The sequence below is a fragment of the Pseudomonas sp. GW821-FHT11D10 genome, assembly GCF_058808435.1.
The window spans coordinates 535,661-550,788 of record NZ_JBXARR010000002.1 but is presented as its reverse complement, the minus strand read 5'-3'; the positions used below and the strand labels follow the sequence as shown (position 1 = coordinate 550,788).

The window sequence follows — 15,128 nt, the reverse complement described above, 5'->3', positions numbered from 1 at the left end:
AAAGAAAAATCCGCACCTGAAAGGCAGGCGCAAGTCAGCCAATGTAGCGGCTGACCTGGCGATTGCCTAGTCCGGCATTACTCAGCGGCGCTGATGACCCGTGCCTGAGCGACCTGCGCCGGGGCGAAATGGCAGGTGAACGTGCTGCCGTGACCGGGCACGCTGCTGATCTCCATCCGTGCGCGATGGCGCAGCAGCACGTGTTTGACGATGGCCAGGCCCAGGCCCGTGCCGCCGGTGTTGGAGTTGCGGCTGGAGTCGACGCGGTAGAAGCGTTCGGTCAGGCGCGGCAGGTGTTTGCTGTCGATGCCGATCCCGGAATCCTGCACGCTCAGGTGCGCGCCTTGATCGTCGCCCCACCAGCGGATGCGGATATTGCCTTCGGCCGGGGTGTATTTGACGGCGTTGAACACCAGGTTGGAAAACGCACTGCGCAGTTCCGCCTCGCTGCCCTTGAGCAGAATGCTGGTGTCGGCTTCCAGGGTGATGCGCTGATTCTTCGATCCGGACAACTGCTGGGCGTCGCTCTTGATCGACTGCAGCAGAGTGTCGATGTGCACCGGCTGGTTGTCCGACGGGTAATCGGTGGCTTCCAGTTTGGCCAGCAGCAGCAAATCGTTGAGCAGGGTCTGCATGCGTCCGCCCTGTTGCTGCATCTGCTGCAGGGCACGGCTCCAGCGCGGGTTCACTTCCTCGACGTTGTCGAGCAGGGTTTCCAGGTAGCCGCAGATCACCGTCAGCGGGGTGCGCAGCTCATGGGAGACGTTGGCGATGAAGTCTTTGCGCATCTGTTCCAGCTGATGGATGCGCGTGACGTCGCGCACCAGCATCAAGTGTTCGTTGTTGCCGTAGCGTGTGAGGTACAGCTGGATGCGTACGCGATCGTTGGTCGGCGAAGGGATTTCCAGCGGTTCGGCGTAGCTTTCCTGCTCGAAGTATTCCTTGAAGCGCGGATGCCGGACCAGGTTGGTCACCGGCTGGCCGCTGTCCTGCGGGGTCTTGAGGCCGAGCAGGGTTTCGGCGGCGCGGTTCCACCATTCCAGGTTGCCGTCGCTGTCGAGCATGATCACCGCGTCTTTCAGCGCGGCGGTGGACTCCTGAACGCGGTCGATCACCGCTTGCAGGCGCCCGCGTACACGTTGGTCGCGGCGTTGCAGGTGGTAGATGCTGTCGAACACCTCACCCCACAGGCCGTAGCCGTCGGGCGGTGCTTCATCGGGTTGGTGCAGGCGCAGCCATTCGTGCAGGCGCAGCAGTTGCTTGAGCGTCCAGGCCAGGTACAGGCCCAGGCCCGCCGCCAGACTCCAGCCGTAATAACCGGTGATCAGGCCGATCACCAGGCAGCCGGTGACCAGCAACAGCATGTGGCGAATCAGGGTGCCATGCCAGTTTTGGTTCACGGAAAATGCGGTCCTTGTCTACGGGGGGCTGGCGCTCGGCTCAGGCCTTGGTGGAGAACCGGTAGCCGGTGCCGCGCACGGTTTGTACCAGATTTTCGTAGGCGTCGCCGAGGGCCTTGCGCAGGCGCCGGATGTGCACGTCGACGGTGCGCTCTTCAACATAGACGTTGCCGCCCCAGACCTGGTCCAGCAACTGGCCACGGGTGTAGGCGCGTTCCTGGTGGGTCATGAAGAATTGCAGCAGACGGTATTCGGTCGGGCCCATCTCGGCCGGACGGCCGTCGATGGTCACGCGGTGGCTGATCGGGTCGAGCAGCAGGCCGCCGACTTCGATCGGCGCTTCGCCATCGGTCGGGCCGGCGCGGCGCAGCACAGCCTTGAGGCGTGCCACCAGTTCGCGTGGGGAAAACGGTTTGGTGATGTAGTCGTCGGCGCCGACTTCCAGACCCTGGATCTTGTTGTCCTCTTCGCCCTTGGCGGTGAGCATGATGATCGGGATGTCCCCGGTCAGCTCGTCACGCTTGAGGCGGCGGGCCAGCTCGATGCCGGAGGTGCCGGGCAGCATCCAGTCGAGCAGGATCAGGTCCGGCTTGCGGTCGACGATGATGGCGTGGGCCTGCTGCGAGTTCTCTGCCTCGAGGCAGTCATAGCCGGCCATTTCCAACGCAACGGCGATCATTTCGCGAATGGGCGCTTCGTCGTCGACGATCAGAATGCTCCTGCCAACCATGCCTTAATCCTCTTGTCATTTAACTGTCTTGCGCCGCATTAGATAACGGAATTATTGCAGTCGTGTGACAGTATTTTAGTCCGGCGGCGATTGTGCAAATCCTGAACTAAGCTCTAAGTCCGAATCCTGACAACCACAAGAGAAGGTTTCTATGAAGCACATCGCTCAATCCTGGAAGGCGCTGCTGGTAACGGCTGCACTGACCTTGCCGACAATGGCCTTCGCTGCCGACCCGGGCATGGTCAAAGATGGCATGCTGGTCGACCACAAGGGCATGACGTTGTACACCTTCGACAATGACACGGGTGGCAAGTCCGCGTGCACCGGCAAATGCGCGGAAAACTGGCCGCCGCTCAAAGCTACCGCGGCCGACAAGGGTGAAGGCAAGTGGAGCATCATCAGCCGGGACGACGGCACGATGCAGTGGGCGTTCGATGGCAAACCGCTGTACTACTTCGTACAGGACAAGAAGCCGGGAGACATGACGGGCGACAAGAAAATGGACAAGTGGCACGTCCTTCAGGGGCCGAAGATGTAACAAACCCGGAGCCACAGCCTCGCGCCCTGTCGGCGCGGGGCTTGCCCGCCAGGGCGCCAGCCGCCTCAGCGCAACGCGTAATCCAGCACGATCCCGACGAAAATCGCCAGCCCGGCCCAGTGGTTGTGCAGGAACGCCTTGAAGCAGCGCATCCGGTCGCGGTCGCGGGTGTACCAGAATTCCCAGGCGTAGCACCCGGCGGCAACCAGCAGGCCGAGGTGGAACCAGATCCCCAGCTCGAATTTCGATCCCGCCAGCACCAGACAACCCAGCGACAGTGCCTGCAAGGTCAGGATGATCACCCGGTCCGCTTCGCCGAACAGGATCGCCGTGGATTTCACGCCGATCTTCAGGTCATCGTCGCGGTCGGTCATCGCGTAATAGGTGTCGTAACCCACCGTCCACAGCAGATTGGCGATCCACAGCAGCCAGGCGGTCGCCGGCAGCTCACCGGTTTCGGCGGTGAACGCCATCGGCATGCCCCAGGAAAACGCCATGCCCAGTACCACTTGCGGGTAATAGGTGTAGCGCTTCATGAACGGATAAGTGAACGCCAGCGCCAGACCGCCCAGCGACAGCCAGATGGTCGCCGCGTTGGTGCACAGCACCAGCAGGAAACTCACGCCCATCAGCAGCGCGAAGAACACCAGCGCCTCTTTCGAACTGATCTTGCCGGCAGCGATAGGTCGCTGCGCAGTGCGTTTGACGTGACCGTCGACCTTGCGGTCGGCCCAGTCGTTGATCACGCAGCCGCCGGCGCGGGTCAGCACCACGCCGAGGATGAAAATCACGATGTTGGCCAAGGATGGCGAGCCTTTGCCGGCAATCCATAGCGCCCAGAGCGTCGGCCACAGCAGCAGGTAAATGCCGATCGGCTTGTCCATCCGGGTCAGCTGGATGAAGTCCCAGGCGCGCGGGTTCAAGCGATTCAGGGATTTGAGCAGGCTTTGGTACATCAGCAATTCTCCGGACGGGCGCGGACGGCTTCCCACAGCGTAGGCAGGAAAATCTCCGCCACCAGTACGCTCAAGGCACCACGGTCGAAACGCGAACGCCGTCCCCACAGGCCGGCAGCCCGTGAACCTTCGGGCAGCCAGTGTTCCGGGTAATGGCAGACTTCGATGGCGCGACGCTCGAAGGCGTGATCGCAGAACAGCAGCTCGCCCAGCGAGCGGCTGCCCAGTTCATCCATGTGCAAGCCGTCGCCCTGCAAGGCACTGCGCGACGCCACGCTGCGGGCGAACACCCAGGCCTCGCCATGCCCGCGCAGATACACCTCGCGCACCCAGCCCTCGCTGCCTTCGGCCAGGTCCAGCGCTGAGCATTCGTCGTCGCGCAGGGTCTGCCAGCCTTCGAACAGCGGCGTCACGCTGAAGCCGTCATCGGACAGGCGCGTCAGCCGGCGGGTCAGGGAGCCTTCGTCGAACAGCCAGTCGAGCGTGGATGTGTCGGGGAGGGGTGTCAGTTCGCTTTGCGGGCGCCACAGCGGAGCGTTTGTGTGTTGCACAATGAGTCATTATTGGCAGCAAATGAGGCGGCGAGCTTACCATGGCGAGCCGCGAGTTTGATTGATCCGGGTCGCCACTGCGCCGAACAGGCTTGCATCTGCCCGGCCCGATCAGTACAAAACGCCCTGAGCCGGACGGCAGCGCTGCACCATCGACCGTCCGCGCCGGCTGAAGCCTGAACCCTGAGGAAGTACCTGAATGAAAAAGTGGCAATGTGTGGTCTGCGGCCTGATCTACAACGAAGCCGACGGCTGGCCGGATGACGGCATAGCGGCGGGCACCCTGTGGCAGGACGTGCCGGAAGACTGGCTGTGCCCGGACTGCGGCGTCGGCAAGATGGACTTCGAAATGATCGAAATCAACTGAGAAAACACTGAGGAGTAGGGCATGAGCGCACCTGTCGTAATCGTTGGCACCGGGCTTGCGGGTTACAACCTGGCCCGCGAGTTTCGCAAACTCGATGGCGAAACCCCGTTGCTGCTGATTACCGCCGATGACGGTCGCTCCTACTCCAAGCCGATGCTGTCCACCGGCTTCGGCAAGAACAAGGATGCCGACGGCCTGAGCATGGCCGAACCGGGTGCCATGGCCGAGCAGTTGAAGGCCGAAATCCGCACCCACACCCGCATCAGCGGCATCGATCCGGGCCACAAGCGGTTGTGGATCGGCGAGGAAACGGTGAGCTATCGCGACCTGATCCTCGCCTGGGGCGCCGAAACCGTGCGTGTGCCGATTGAAGGCGATGGCGGGGATCTGGTGTTCCCGATCAACGATCTCGAAGACTACGCGCGCTTTCGCGCCGCAGCGGCCGGCAAGCGTCGGGTGTTGCTTCTCGGCGCCGGGCTGATCGGCTGCGAGTTCGCCAATGATCTGATTCTGGGCGGCTACGAGGTGCAACTGGTTGCACCGTGTGAACAGGTGATGCCGACCCTGCTGCATCCCGCGGCAGCGGCTGCGGTGCAGGCCGGGCTGGAAAGCCTCGGCGCACGTTTCCATCTCGGCCCGGTGCTGACCCGCCTGCAAACAGTCGCTGATGGGCTGGAAGCGCACCTGTCCGACGGTCAAATTGTTCCTTGCGATGTGGTGGTCTCGGCCATCGGCCTGCGCCCGCGGATCGATCTGGCCGCAGCAGCCGGCATCCAGACCAATCGCGGTGTGGTGGTCGACCGTCATCTGCAAACCTCTCACGCCAACATTTACGCCCTGGGCGACTGCGCCGAGGTCGACGGGCTGAATCTTCTGTACGTCATGCCCCTCATGAGTTGTGCGCGAGCGCTGGCACAGACCCTGGCCGGCAACCCGACCGTGGTGAACTACGGACCGATGCCGATCACCGTGAAAACCCCGGTCTGCCCGCTGGTGGTTTCCCCGCCGCCACGGGGCCGCGAGGGTGTCTGGACGGTCGAGGGGCAGGGCGCCGACATCAAGGTGCTGTGCCACGACGCAGACGGGCAATTGCTCGGTTACGCCCTGACCGGCGCGGCGGTGATGGAAAAACTCGCGCTGAACAAACAGCTTCCGGCCTTGCTGGCGTAAATACCGGTCGTTCTGTCGGAATCACCCCGCTTTTGCCCCCACAAAGGTCGCGGGGAGACTGGCGCCGCCCTTAACCGCGTGCCATCCTCACTCCCGTCTGCCGCAGAGTAGAGCCTGCGGCGCCTTGGGCGCTGTTCCAACGAGAACAGCACGGACATAACAACAAAAAACCGTCAAAGGGGCTTCACTAATGCGTAAACCAGAACTCGCCGCTGCAATCGCTGAAAAAGCGGATCTGACCAAAGAGCAGGCCAACCGCGTTCTCAACGCCGTTCTCGAAGAAATCACCGGCGCCCTGCACCGCAAGGACAGCGTCACGCTGGTGGGCTTCGGCACCTTCCTGCAACGCCACCGCGGTGCCCGCACCGGCAAAAACCCGCAAACCGGTGAACCGGTGAAGATCAAGGCCAGCAACACCGTTGCGTTCAAGCCAGGCAAATCGTTGAAAGACAGCGTCAATCCATAATCGCGGCGAATGCCCGGTCAGCCGGGCGCGCTGCATGAAAAATGGGCATACCGATTGCGGTCGGATGCCCATTTTTTGTGGCTGATGATTTCGTCCGGATCAGCCATAGGTAGCCAATACCATCCTGGCAAACTCTTTCTTGCTTGCCTGAGGCCCATACTGTTTCAGGTAATTGCGCCATTCAGACTCGAGTATGGGACCTTCATGAACGCCGTCAGTTGCCAGATGCGCTGCAACATCATCTATCAAGGCCTGGGTGTAGTGTTTCGACGGACCGTCGTCACTGGCCTCTGAGGTTGTAATGATCGGCCTGACCGTTGTGTAGAGAAAACCAATTCCAGTCAGCATTGAGAATTCGAGGGGACCACCGTTTACTGCGCATCCAAACCCAACACAGCCTTCAGCTCGAACGGAGATATTTACCGCGAGAGTTACCACGACAACCCAACAATATTTGCGGAGAAGTCCTGATCTATCATGGCGTCGATCTGTCATTAATGCGGTGCCTTTTCTTGCTACGGTTAAATAGTGCAAAGCTTCTTAATCTGGATGGCATCTAGCTTGTCGAGGTATCGACGACCTGACGACGAAGGCTCTTGCGGGCTTCACCAACTGTTATATGGGATACCGTATTTTTCGATGTAGGCCTTGGACTCCTCATGGAGCTGTCGATGTCTTCCGTTGGATCTCCCATCGTAGGGGCCTTTGGGGTTGATCGTGGCCTGGACTCGCATGATTTCGGTTGACCGAAGACATCGACCGCGTAACCAGACCTTGGCGATACCGCCTGGCGCGAGACCAATGACCATCATATTTCGGTAATCCGTGATCCATCTGTCGTCTGTTCCACAGAAAGCTTTTTCACTCTTGAGCATGACTTGGCGCGCCGACTCCGGGATCTCTATGTAGGCTTCGTAGGTTTGCGGCTCGGCCATGGACTGCCAGCGCACGTAGACCAGACGTGGCAGTGCGGCGCCGGTGACATATCGGCCTTTACCTGCCGCACTTTCCGGCCACCCTATCGGTTTCCCCCGGAACTTGGCGGGTACACCTTCACTGAGTGGCCGAGGGTAGGAAATGGCCGGAATTCCAAAGGCTGCGCCTCGAAACACGCGCTTGTTGACGTCCACAACGTCGGCAGTTTCGATCCAGACCTCCATGTAATCGGGAGCAAAGAATCTGAGCATCCAGCCGTCGTAAGGCAGTGATTTTCTGTCGGCGAACGCGCAGCCGCCCAGCAAAACAGCCAATGTCAGAGCGAAGACAATCTTGAGCATGTACGAGTTCTCACGCATTGGGGTGCACCACACGAGCGGACTTGTCGGCGGGGCGATTGATAAACAGGATGTTCAGCCCGGTTTCGTTGAATCCCTTCGCAGCATTCCAGTTGGATGACAGATGAATGTAGCGTTGCGCGAGTAGCGCTTGCTCGTTCAGGTTCAGATCGATACTGCGGGTTTCGCCCAGCGCATAAGTCATCAGTTTCTTGGCGATACCTTTCAGCTCTTCTGGTAACACGTATTTCTGATCTTCTTCATCAATTGTCTGGAACTCGACCCCGTGCCGGGTCGCCAACTCCCGCATGATTCGCAGGTAAATCAGGGACAGGTCATTGCGCACGACCCTTTCGCTGTAGACCGCTGCATAGACATTTTTTGATTTGCGCCGATCACCCTTGACGTTGCTGGCCGTTTCCACCGCCCAGGTTTTGACTTGAAGCGTCAGTCCATAGAAATGCAGTTGGTCCTGAAGCCTGCCGAGTTCTTGCTTGGCCAATCGATAAGCGTTGGTCGACGACGAAGGGGTATTAAAGTCCACGTCGCGACTGCAGCGCGGCTTGCTAAGCAGTACCCGTTCGACAAGATTCGGTAAGTATCCGCCGCCCAGGTCGGAGTGGACGCCCGGCAACACAATGTCGGCATTTGCGGCGCTGTTAAGCGAAAAGTTGTGGCGGCGTTCGTCCCGGGCAACCAGGTGCACAACTTTCTTCGCAATGTCCGGCGCCAGATACAGGTTGACTCCGGGATTGTTGGCGTCATGGACGCTGAAGTCGCCGTTAGCCATGCTGCCTATGGCGGCAACTGTGTCGAAGATGCCAATGAAGTTGATGCTGACGTCAATGCTCGTCCGCCAAGCGAAACCCTCAAGGAACAATGACGAGTTTGCCGGTATTAACTGTGCCAATGGACTTTGCTCGCCCTTCATCACTTCATTGGCAAAATGCCTCGCGGCAGCCGCGCCGCGACTGAAGCCGAAGATGTCGAACTGAACTGTCTTAACCTTCCGGATTGGGTTTTCCGACTTGAAAATATCAATTCCTTCAAAGATGCGCGCTGGGCATTGTTTGACTTTCGCCAATACACCTTGCGCACCTGTGCCGGTTATTTGCGAGAAATCCGAGTCGTCTTGATTGCCACTTGTACCGATGCCATCAATGTAGATCGGGATGTACGCGATAGTTTCGTCCTCAGATAGTTGCCGGTTCTGATCATCTCTATACAACCCATACAACCTCGCGATATTGCTCGCATCATTCCCATAACTGCTATCCGGCGCATTGCCCTGTCCGTCATACCCATGCATCTGGCAGAACCGTTGAATGTCCTCGGCTTCCTTCTCAAGATTCACATCCCGCGCATAGCAGCCTTTCACTTGTTCGCTATTGAACAGATTGTTCCCCGTCCCATCGAAAAACACGCCGATCCGCAAGGTGATGCCAGCAGGTAACTCGTCTTCCAGTTCGACCTCTTCCTCCTCCTCTTCGAGTTCGGCGTCTTCCGGGTCTTGAGTGGATGAGGGCGTCAGTCCGGCCGCCAATGCCCCCGCCATTGCGGCTTCTGGATGATCAGCGGCTCCGCTGGCGGACGTCTTTCCTCCCGCCACCATCTCGGTACTGCTGAAGATCCCGCCCCTGTCGATCACGATATGGTGACCGCCCGCCTTCAGCGTGATGCTGGCGCCTGCATCCAGCACCACGCTGGCGCCGGCCTTGATCTGCACCTGCTGGCCCGCCTCGACAGTGATGATTTTTCCGGCCGTCGTCTGGCTGCTGCCCTGGATGCTTTCCCAACGATCGCGTCCGACCGCCAGTCGACTGTCATGGAGAACCTGCCGCTCCATGTCGCGCTGGGCGCGCAGGTAAACCAGTTCCTGACCGGCGCGGTCTTCAAGCGTCAGTTCGTTGTAGCCACCCGTGTCAGGCGAGCTGCGGCTGCGCAAAACGGTTCGGGTCTTGTGCTCGGGCAGTTTGTAAGGCGCAGGCGTGAGCCTGTTGATCACGCAGCCGGTAATCAGCGGCTTGTCGGGATCACCTTCCTCGAAGGTCACCACCACTTCCATCCCGATGCGGGGGAGGGTGACGGCACCGAAACCGTTACCGGCCCAGCTCGACGACACCCGCACCCAGCAACTGCTGCGCTCACTGTTGAATTCGGCCCGATCCCAGTGGAATTCGACTTTTACTCGGCCGAACTCATCGCAGTAAATCTCTTCCCCTATGGGGCCGGTTACTCGAGCGGTCTGGCTGACCAGCGGTGGCCTGCGTGGGGGGAGCGGCGGACGGAACACCACCTCGGCCGGAATGGCGCGGAAGGTGTTGCGATAGCCTTGGGTAAAGCCGTCTGCAAATTGAGTTTCGCTGCTGGCCGACTCTTCGAGCACTTGCGGCTGTCGTCCGGTGTGAGTGACACCGAGCAGCAGCCACAGAGCGTTGTATTTCTGGCGAGGGTGTTCGGTCAGCTCAAGCAGATGGCCACAGCGCAGGGTCGTCTGGTTGCTTTGCCCCTCTGCCATTTCATAGTCGGCGCGATGGCGTTCCAGGGCCTGACGGGCCAGTTGCTTGCCACGCTTTTCGTTGTCCAGCGGCAACGGGTATCGGTAGTCCTCAAGTGTTGGCGTGAATTCGGCGCTGAAGCGGCTTTCGAGTAAAAGCGTCGGTCGTCTCAGGTCATAGTCGCGTCGCGTGACCCGGCTTGTCCGAGTGGCGGCGCGCAAGGAAAACCTGCTGACCACCGGATATTCCGGGACCATCCCGCTATCCCGGCGATAGGGTGTGGCACGCAATGTCGGGAGAAACACAGCGTCATCGTTGAACACCAGCAAATGACCTTGCGCCGAGTGCTGGTGATGCCACGCGATTCCCTCCTCGGCACACAGGCGCTGGATGAACTCGAAATCGCTTTCGCCGTATTGGGTGCAGTACTCCCGTTCCGCGAGGGGCTGGACATGAAAGGTGAACGCGTCGGCGAGGATGCCGTGTCGCTTGAGCGTCTGCGTGATGATCTGCGGGACAGTCTGCCCCTGGTAAATCCGTTGATCGTGACTGAACTGCAAATAGTGCAGGCTCGGCACCAGTGTCAGGCGATAGCGGGTCAGCCGTTTTCCCGATTCACCCGCCAACACATCGTCGATGCGCCCGTGAATGCCTTCGCCGTTGAGGCCGAACTGCAGGAAGGCAGGCTGACTGAGCAGGCCTTCCATATCGAAGTCGGGGTCTTCACTGACCAGTTCGACGTGGAGGACATAAAGGGTACTGACGGTCTCGGTGCCTTCGAAGGCCAGCACCTTGAAGTCGTTGCGAACAGCAGAAATCTGCAGAGTGAAGTGCGCAGAACTGACAGCTCCAGGCATACGCTTGTCCTTAAGCAGAGAGGGGAAGACGGCGTGATGTCGAAACCCTCCCTGGTCAGCGCACGCGAATATTGGCCGGAACGCTAACAAGGCGTTAAACAGATTTATGTAAGAAGGATCGCTTGTTTAAGTCGGAGCTTTCCGGGTTGTAAAGCAACGTGGAAATTGTGGGAAATGGCCGTGAGAAAGTGACGGCAGGATGATTGGAGTCCTGCGTAATAGTCTTGTGTCTCAAGGATCAAGCACTATTAAACAAATAAAATGCCATCAAATTGATGGCACTTTTAATGTTGTCTGTTGTCGCCAGTCATTTGTTAATAAATGGTGGTGTATTTTCGGAAGCGTCCTACTTCAAATTTTTTCCGGGTTTGTCATGCTTTCTCCGCTTACTTGTGGAACGACCGTGCAGATGTTCTCGATGATGCGCTCCGACCGCTCTGGCTCAATGCTTTCGGAAGGGATAGGCGTAAAAGTGAAATATAAAGGGATATCAGGGAAACCCCTGACACATATAGGGCGATCTCCTACAGCGCCCAATGAACAGTTCGTCTTGTTGTTTAATCAGATGCTTGCTAGTGGCCATCATAGTGATTACGATGCGCCCACTTGAAAGAGCACACACTCAATTGGATGAGTCTTCTCACTGCTCTTCGATACTGTCCCGGCGCCGCTGCAACTCCAATAGGCGCACGACCGTAATCCAAACAAAGGCCATGGATGTCCTACTCAAGCAAACTTTCCGCCCATTACCTCGAACTCGCTAAAGTCTCTGTTTCCAAAGAGAATTTTGCGGGCGAAGACGTTCGTTTCTCGAGCGAATTCGAGGCCCTGGAAAGCGAGCTGGCCAAAGCCTCTTCGATGCACGAAAGCGGGCAGATCGACTGGCTGAAAATTCGCGAAAACAGCGAAAGCCTCCTGCGTACCCAATCCAAGGATTTGCGTGTCGGCGCCTGGCTGACGTGGTCGCTGTACCAGCGTGAATCCTTCCCCGGCCTGCTGGCTGGCCTCGGTTTGCTGCACCACTTGTCGGAAAACAACTGGGCCGAAGTTCACCCGCTCAAACCCCGCACCCGGGCCGCCGCCATTGGCTGGCTGGTGCCGCGTCTTGAGCAGGTGATCACCGAGAACATTGCGATCAAGGAACAGCTGCCGATGTTCCGGCAACTGTCCGAGCACCTGTCCGGTCTCGACGCCGCCTGCACCGAGCATCTGGGCGATGATGCGCCGCTGTTGCTGCCGCTTTCCCGTCGCCTGAAAACCATGATCCAGCGCGCCGCCGACAACCAGCCGGCACCCGGTGTGGTGGGCGCGGCGGTGGCGCAGGTCAAGCAGGCCGCCAGTCAGTTGCTGGCGCCCGGCGCGCCGATCGACAACGAGAAAGAAGCCCACAAGGCTCTGCGCGCCCAGCAGGAAAGCGCCCGCCCGCTGTGCGCCTGGTGGCTCAAGCAGAAAGCCACCGACCTGCGCGCGCTGCGCCTCAACCGCACCTTGCTGTGGATGACGATCGACGCGGTACCCGAGCGCAACGCCGAGCAGATCACCGTGCTGCGCGGGTTGCCGGTCGACAAGCTCAAGCAGTATCAGGACCGTTTCGATCAGGGCAAATACGCCGACCTGCTGGTGGAACTGGAGGCGAGCCTGGCGAAGGCGCCGTTCTGGTTCGATGGCCAGAGGATGGTCTGGGAATGTCTCCAGAACCTCAACGCCGAGCTGGCCATGCGCGAAGTGGAAATCCACTTCGCGCTTTTGATTCAGCGCCTGCCCGGCATCATCGAGCTGCGTTTCCATGACGGCGCGCCGTTCGCCGATCCGTCCACCCGGGCGTGGATCGCCGGCAACGTCATGCCGCACCTGCAAAGCGCCAGCGCGCCGCGCAAGGTCGAGACCGAGAACGTCGAAACCCAGCCCGCCTGGGAAAAAGCGCTGGAAGACGTCCAGCCGATCCTGCGCAAGGAAGGGCTCAAACCGGCGGTGCAGATCCTCAAGCAGGGCCTGCAATCGGCGTACGGCGGGCGCGAGCGCTTCTTCTGGCAGCTCGCCCTCGCGCGGTTGTGCTTCCTGGCCAAGAAATACGAACTCGCCAAGAACCAGCTGGAAACCCTCGATCAGACATTACAGGACTCAGGCCTGCACGCCTGGGAGCCCGATCTTGCATTGGAAGTGCTGCACCTGCTGCACAGTTGCTGCGAGTTGTTACCGCAGAACCATGCCGTACGTGAACGCAAGGAAGAGATTTATCGCAGGCTGTGCCACCTCGATCTCGAAGTGGTACTCGAATAGGCCCCAGGGCCACAACCGCAAGGAGAAAAGCCATGGCCAAAGAAGGCTCGGTAGCCCCCAAGGAACGCATCAACGTCACCTTCAAACCCGCCACCGGCGGTGCTCAGGAAGAGATTGAACTGCCGCTGAAGCTGCTGGCAATCGGTGACTACACCCACCGCAAGGACGATCGCAAGATCGAGGATCGCAAGCCGATCAGCATCGACAAGATGACCTTCGACGAAGTGCTGGCCAAGCAAGAGCTGGGTCTGACGCTGAGCGTGCCGAACCGTCTGCAGGAAGATGGCGAGGCCGACGAGCTGGCTGTGCAACTGCGCGTCAACTCCATGAAGGACTTCAACCCGGCCAGCCTGGTCGAGCAAGTGCCTGAGCTGAAAAAACTGATGGAACTGCGCGACGCGCTGGTGGCCCTCAAAGGCCCTCTGGGTAACGCACCTGCGTTCCGTAAAGCCATCGAAGGCGTGCTCGCCGACGACGAATCCCGCGGTCGCGTACTCGGTGAGCTGGGCCTGAACGCCGCAGCCCCGGACGCTTGAGACTCCAGCAGCCAAGGAAGCCAACACAATGAGCACTAGCGCAGCACAACAGAACGCCGCAGAAAACGGCGAGTACAGCATCCTCGACAGCATCATCGCCGAAACCCGCCTGACGCCGGACGACGAAGCCTACGACATCGCCAAGCGCGGTGTGTCGGCGTTCATCGAAGAGCTGCTCAAGCCGCAGAACAACGGTGAGCCGGTCAAGAAAGCCATGGTTGACCGCATGATCGCCGAGATCGATGCCAAGCTCAGCCGTCAGATGGACGAAATCCTGCACCACCCGGACTTCCAGGCGCTGGAATCGTCGTGGCGTGGCCTGCAACTGCTGGTCGATCGCACCAACTTCCGCGAAAACATCAAGATCGAAATCCTCAACGTCTCCAAGGACGACCTGCTGGACGACTTCGAAGATTCGCCGGAAGTGATGCAGTCGGGCCTGTACAAGCACATCTACACCGCTGAATACGGCCAGTTCGGTGGTCAGCCGGTTGGCGCGATCATCGCCAACTACTACCTGTCCCCAAGCTCGCCGGACGTGAAACTGATGCAGTACGTTTCCAGCGTAGCCTGCATGTCCCACGCGCCGTTCATCGCCGCCGCCGGCCCGAAATTCTTCGGCCTGGAAAGCTTCACCGGTCTGCCGGACCTGAAGGATCTGAAAGATCACTTCGAAGGCCCGCAGTTCACCAAATGGCAGAGCTTCCGTACCTCGGAAGACTCCCGCTACGTTGGCCTGACCGTCCCGCGTTTCCTGCTGCGTAACCCGTACGACCCGGAAGAAAACCCGGTCAAATCGTTCGTGTACAAGGAAAACGTTGCCAACAGCCACGAGCACTACCTGTGGGGCAACACCGCTTACGCGTTCGGCACCAAGCTGACCGACAGCTTCGCCAAATTCCGCTGGTGCCCGAACATCATCGGCCCACAGAGCGGCGGCGCCGTTGAAGACCTGCCTCTGCACCACTTCGAAAGCATGGGCGAAATCGAAACCAAGATTCCTACCGAAGTTCTGGTTTCCGACCGTCGTGAATACGAACTGGCCGAGGAAGGCTTCATCTCCCTGACCATGCGTAAAGGCTCCGACAACGCGGCGTTCTTCTCCGCCAGCTCGGTGCAGAAGCCGAAGTTCTTTGGCATCAGCGCAGAAGGCAAGGCTGCAGAGCTGAACTACAAGCTCGGCACCCAACTGCCGTACATGATGATCGTCAACCGCCTGGCTCACTACCTGAAAGTGCTGCAGCGCGAGCAACTCGGTTCGTGGAAAGAGCGTACCGACCTCGAGCTGGAACTGAACAAGTGGATCCGCCAGTACGTGGCCGACCAGGAAAACCCGAGCGCCGAAGTCCGTGGCCGTCGTCCGCTGCGCGCTGCGCAAGTGATCGTCAGCGACGTTGAAGGCGAGCCGGGCTGGTACCGCGTCAGCCTGAACGTGCGTCCGCACTTCAAGTACATGGGTGCCGATTTCACCCTGTCGCTGGTTGGCAAGCTGGACAAAGAGTAAG

General features: G+C 59.6%; 14 protein-coding genes. 7 read left to right on the top strand and 7 right to left on the bottom strand.

The window, feature by feature from the left end; genetic code table 11:
• Positions 1 to 77: 77 nt before the first annotated feature.
• Together phoR and phoB are read right to left on the bottom strand one after the other, a co-directional pair.
• Entirely contained in the window at positions 78 to 1,364 is a 1,287-nt protein-coding gene (phoR, locus tag AC1RT4_RS08970) for a phosphate regulon sensor histidine kinase PhoR (RefSeq protein WP_218887987.1), read from the bottom strand.
• Between the two features lie 76 nt (positions 1,365 to 1,440).
• Entirely contained in the window at positions 1,441 to 2,130 is a 690-nt protein-coding gene (phoB, locus tag AC1RT4_RS08965) for a phosphate regulon transcriptional regulator PhoB (RefSeq protein ID WP_003229608.1), read from the bottom strand.
• A 151-nt stretch (positions 2,131 to 2,281) separates the two neighbouring features.
• On the opposite strand from phoB, the gene AC1RT4_RS08960 reads away from it, so the two are divergent.
• Positions 2,282 to 2,668 (top strand): COG4315 family predicted lipoprotein, encoded by a 387-nt coding sequence (locus AC1RT4_RS08960; RefSeq protein ID WP_493085062.1) that lies wholly within the window; start codon positions 2,282 to 2,284, stop codon positions 2,666 to 2,668.
• 65 nt (positions 2,669 to 2,733) lie between these two features.
• Here the strand turns inward: AC1RT4_RS08960 and ubiA are convergent, their stop codons facing one another.
• The gene (ubiA, locus tag AC1RT4_RS08955) at positions 2,734 to 3,624 is read right to left on the bottom strand and encodes a 4-hydroxybenzoate octaprenyltransferase (RefSeq protein WP_493085060.1); all 891 of its coding nucleotides are present in this window, start codon (positions 3,622 to 3,624) and stop codon (positions 2,734 to 2,736) included.
• A complete protein-coding gene (locus AC1RT4_RS08950; RefSeq protein WP_493085058.1) occupies positions 3,624 to 4,175 on the bottom strand; it encodes a chorismate lyase in 552 nt (183 codons plus the stop codon). The genes ubiA and AC1RT4_RS08950 overlap by 1 nt, the downstream gene beginning before the upstream one ends.
• Positions 4,176 to 4,374: 199 nt before the next feature.
• Here AC1RT4_RS08950 and AC1RT4_RS08945 point away from each other — a divergent pair, with 199 nt between their 5' ends.
• The 3 genes from AC1RT4_RS08945 to AC1RT4_RS08935 all read left to right on the top strand — a co-directional run bounded on the left by AC1RT4_RS08945 (position 4,375) and on the right by AC1RT4_RS08935 (position 6,178).
• Positions 4,375 to 4,542, top strand: a complete 168-nt coding sequence (locus AC1RT4_RS08945; RefSeq protein WP_347802562.1) for a rubredoxin — start codon at positions 4,375 to 4,377, stop codon at positions 4,540 to 4,542.
• A 21-nt stretch (positions 4,543 to 4,563) separates the two neighbouring features.
• The gene (locus AC1RT4_RS08940; protein WP_493085056.1) at positions 4,564 to 5,712 is read left to right on the top strand and encodes an NAD(P)/FAD-dependent oxidoreductase; all 1,149 of its coding nucleotides are present in this window, start codon (positions 4,564 to 4,566) and stop codon (positions 5,710 to 5,712) included.
• 190 nt (positions 5,713 to 5,902) lie between these two features.
• Positions 5,903 to 6,178: an HU family DNA-binding protein gene (locus tag AC1RT4_RS08935; RefSeq protein ID WP_003213368.1), complete on the top strand. Its 276-nt coding sequence runs from the start codon at positions 5,903 to 5,905 to the stop codon at positions 6,176 to 6,178.
• A gap of 99 nt (positions 6,179 to 6,277) precedes the next feature.
• Here AC1RT4_RS08935 and AC1RT4_RS08930 read toward each other — a convergent pair whose 3' ends face one another.
• The 3 genes from AC1RT4_RS08930 to tssI all read right to left on the bottom strand — a co-directional run bounded on the left by AC1RT4_RS08930 (position 6,278) and on the right by tssI (position 10,807).
• Positions 6,278 to 6,526, bottom strand: coding sequence for a hypothetical protein (locus tag AC1RT4_RS08930; protein WP_493085054.1), 249 nt, complete (start codon positions 6,524 to 6,526; stop codon positions 6,278 to 6,280).
• 257 nt (positions 6,527 to 6,783) lie between these two features.
• Positions 6,784 to 7,455 carry a DUF2931 family protein gene (locus AC1RT4_RS08925; RefSeq protein ID WP_493085052.1) on the bottom strand — a complete coding sequence of 224 codons (672 nt, stop codon included), beginning with the start codon at positions 7,453 to 7,455 and terminating at the stop codon, positions 6,784 to 6,786.
• A 10-nt stretch (positions 7,456 to 7,465) separates the two neighbouring features.
• Positions 7,466 to 10,807, bottom strand: coding sequence for a type VI secretion system tip protein TssI/VgrG (gene tssI / locus AC1RT4_RS08920; RefSeq protein ID WP_493085050.1), 3,342 nt, complete (start codon positions 10,805 to 10,807; stop codon positions 7,466 to 7,468).
• Between the two features lie 717 nt (positions 10,808 to 11,524).
• Here tssI and tssA point away from each other — a divergent pair.
• Genes tssA through tssC form a run of 3 tightly spaced genes read left to right on the top strand, consistent with a single transcriptional unit; the run spans position 11,525 to position 15,127 of the window.
• Complete coding sequence (tssA, locus tag AC1RT4_RS08915) at positions 11,525 to 13,087, top strand: type VI secretion system protein TssA (protein WP_493085048.1); 1,563 nt, start codon at positions 11,525 to 11,527, stop codon at positions 13,085 to 13,087.
• 32 nt (positions 13,088 to 13,119) lie between these two features.
• Positions 13,120 to 13,623: a type VI secretion system contractile sheath small subunit gene (gene tssB, locus AC1RT4_RS08910; protein ID WP_003229587.1), complete on the top strand. Its 504-nt coding sequence runs from the start codon at positions 13,120 to 13,122 to the stop codon at positions 13,621 to 13,623.
• Between the two features lie 28 nt (positions 13,624 to 13,651).
• The gene (gene tssC, locus AC1RT4_RS08905) at positions 13,652 to 15,127 is read left to right on the top strand and encodes a type VI secretion system contractile sheath large subunit (RefSeq protein WP_007954371.1); all 1,476 of its coding nucleotides are present in this window, start codon (positions 13,652 to 13,654) and stop codon (positions 15,125 to 15,127) included.
• Position 15,128: the final 1 nt, after the last annotated feature.

Coding starts and splice junctions, on each gene's coding strand:
- phoB (WP_003229608.1), bottom strand. CDS start 2,130: ATGGTTGGCAGGAGCATTCTGATCGTCGACGACGAAGCGCCCATTCGC.
- tssC (WP_007954371.1), top strand. CDS start 13,652: ATGAGCACTAGCGCAGCACAACAGAACGCCGCAGAAAACGGCGAGTAC.
- tssI (WP_493085050.1), bottom strand. CDS start 10,807: ATGCCTGGAGCTGTCAGTTCTGCGCACTTCACTCTGCAGATTTCTGCT.
- AC1RT4_RS08960 (WP_493085062.1), top strand. CDS start 2,282: ATGAAGCACATCGCTCAATCCTGGAAGGCGCTGCTGGTAACGGCTGCA.
- AC1RT4_RS08925 (WP_493085052.1), bottom strand. CDS start 7,455: ATGCTCAAGATTGTCTTCGCTCTGACATTGGCTGTTTTGCTGGGCGGC.
- AC1RT4_RS08940 (WP_493085056.1), top strand. CDS start 4,564: ATGAGCGCACCTGTCGTAATCGTTGGCACCGGGCTTGCGGGTTACAAC.
- AC1RT4_RS08935 (WP_003213368.1), top strand. CDS start 5,903: ATGCGTAAACCAGAACTCGCCGCTGCAATCGCTGAAAAAGCGGATCTG.
- ubiA (WP_493085060.1), bottom strand. CDS start 3,624: ATGTACCAAAGCCTGCTCAAATCCCTGAATCGCTTGAACCCGCGCGCC.
- AC1RT4_RS08930 (WP_493085054.1), bottom strand. CDS start 6,526: ATGCTGACTGGAATTGGTTTTCTCTACACAACGGTCAGGCCGATCATT.
- phoR (WP_218887987.1), bottom strand. CDS start 1,364: ATGCTGTTGCTGGTCACCGGCTGCCTGGTGATCGGCCTGATCACCGGT.
- tssB (WP_003229587.1), top strand. CDS start 13,120: ATGGCCAAAGAAGGCTCGGTAGCCCCCAAGGAACGCATCAACGTCACC.
- tssA (WP_493085048.1), top strand. CDS start 11,525: ATGTCCTACTCAAGCAAACTTTCCGCCCATTACCTCGAACTCGCTAAA.
- AC1RT4_RS08945 (WP_347802562.1), top strand. CDS start 4,375: ATGAAAAAGTGGCAATGTGTGGTCTGCGGCCTGATCTACAACGAAGCC.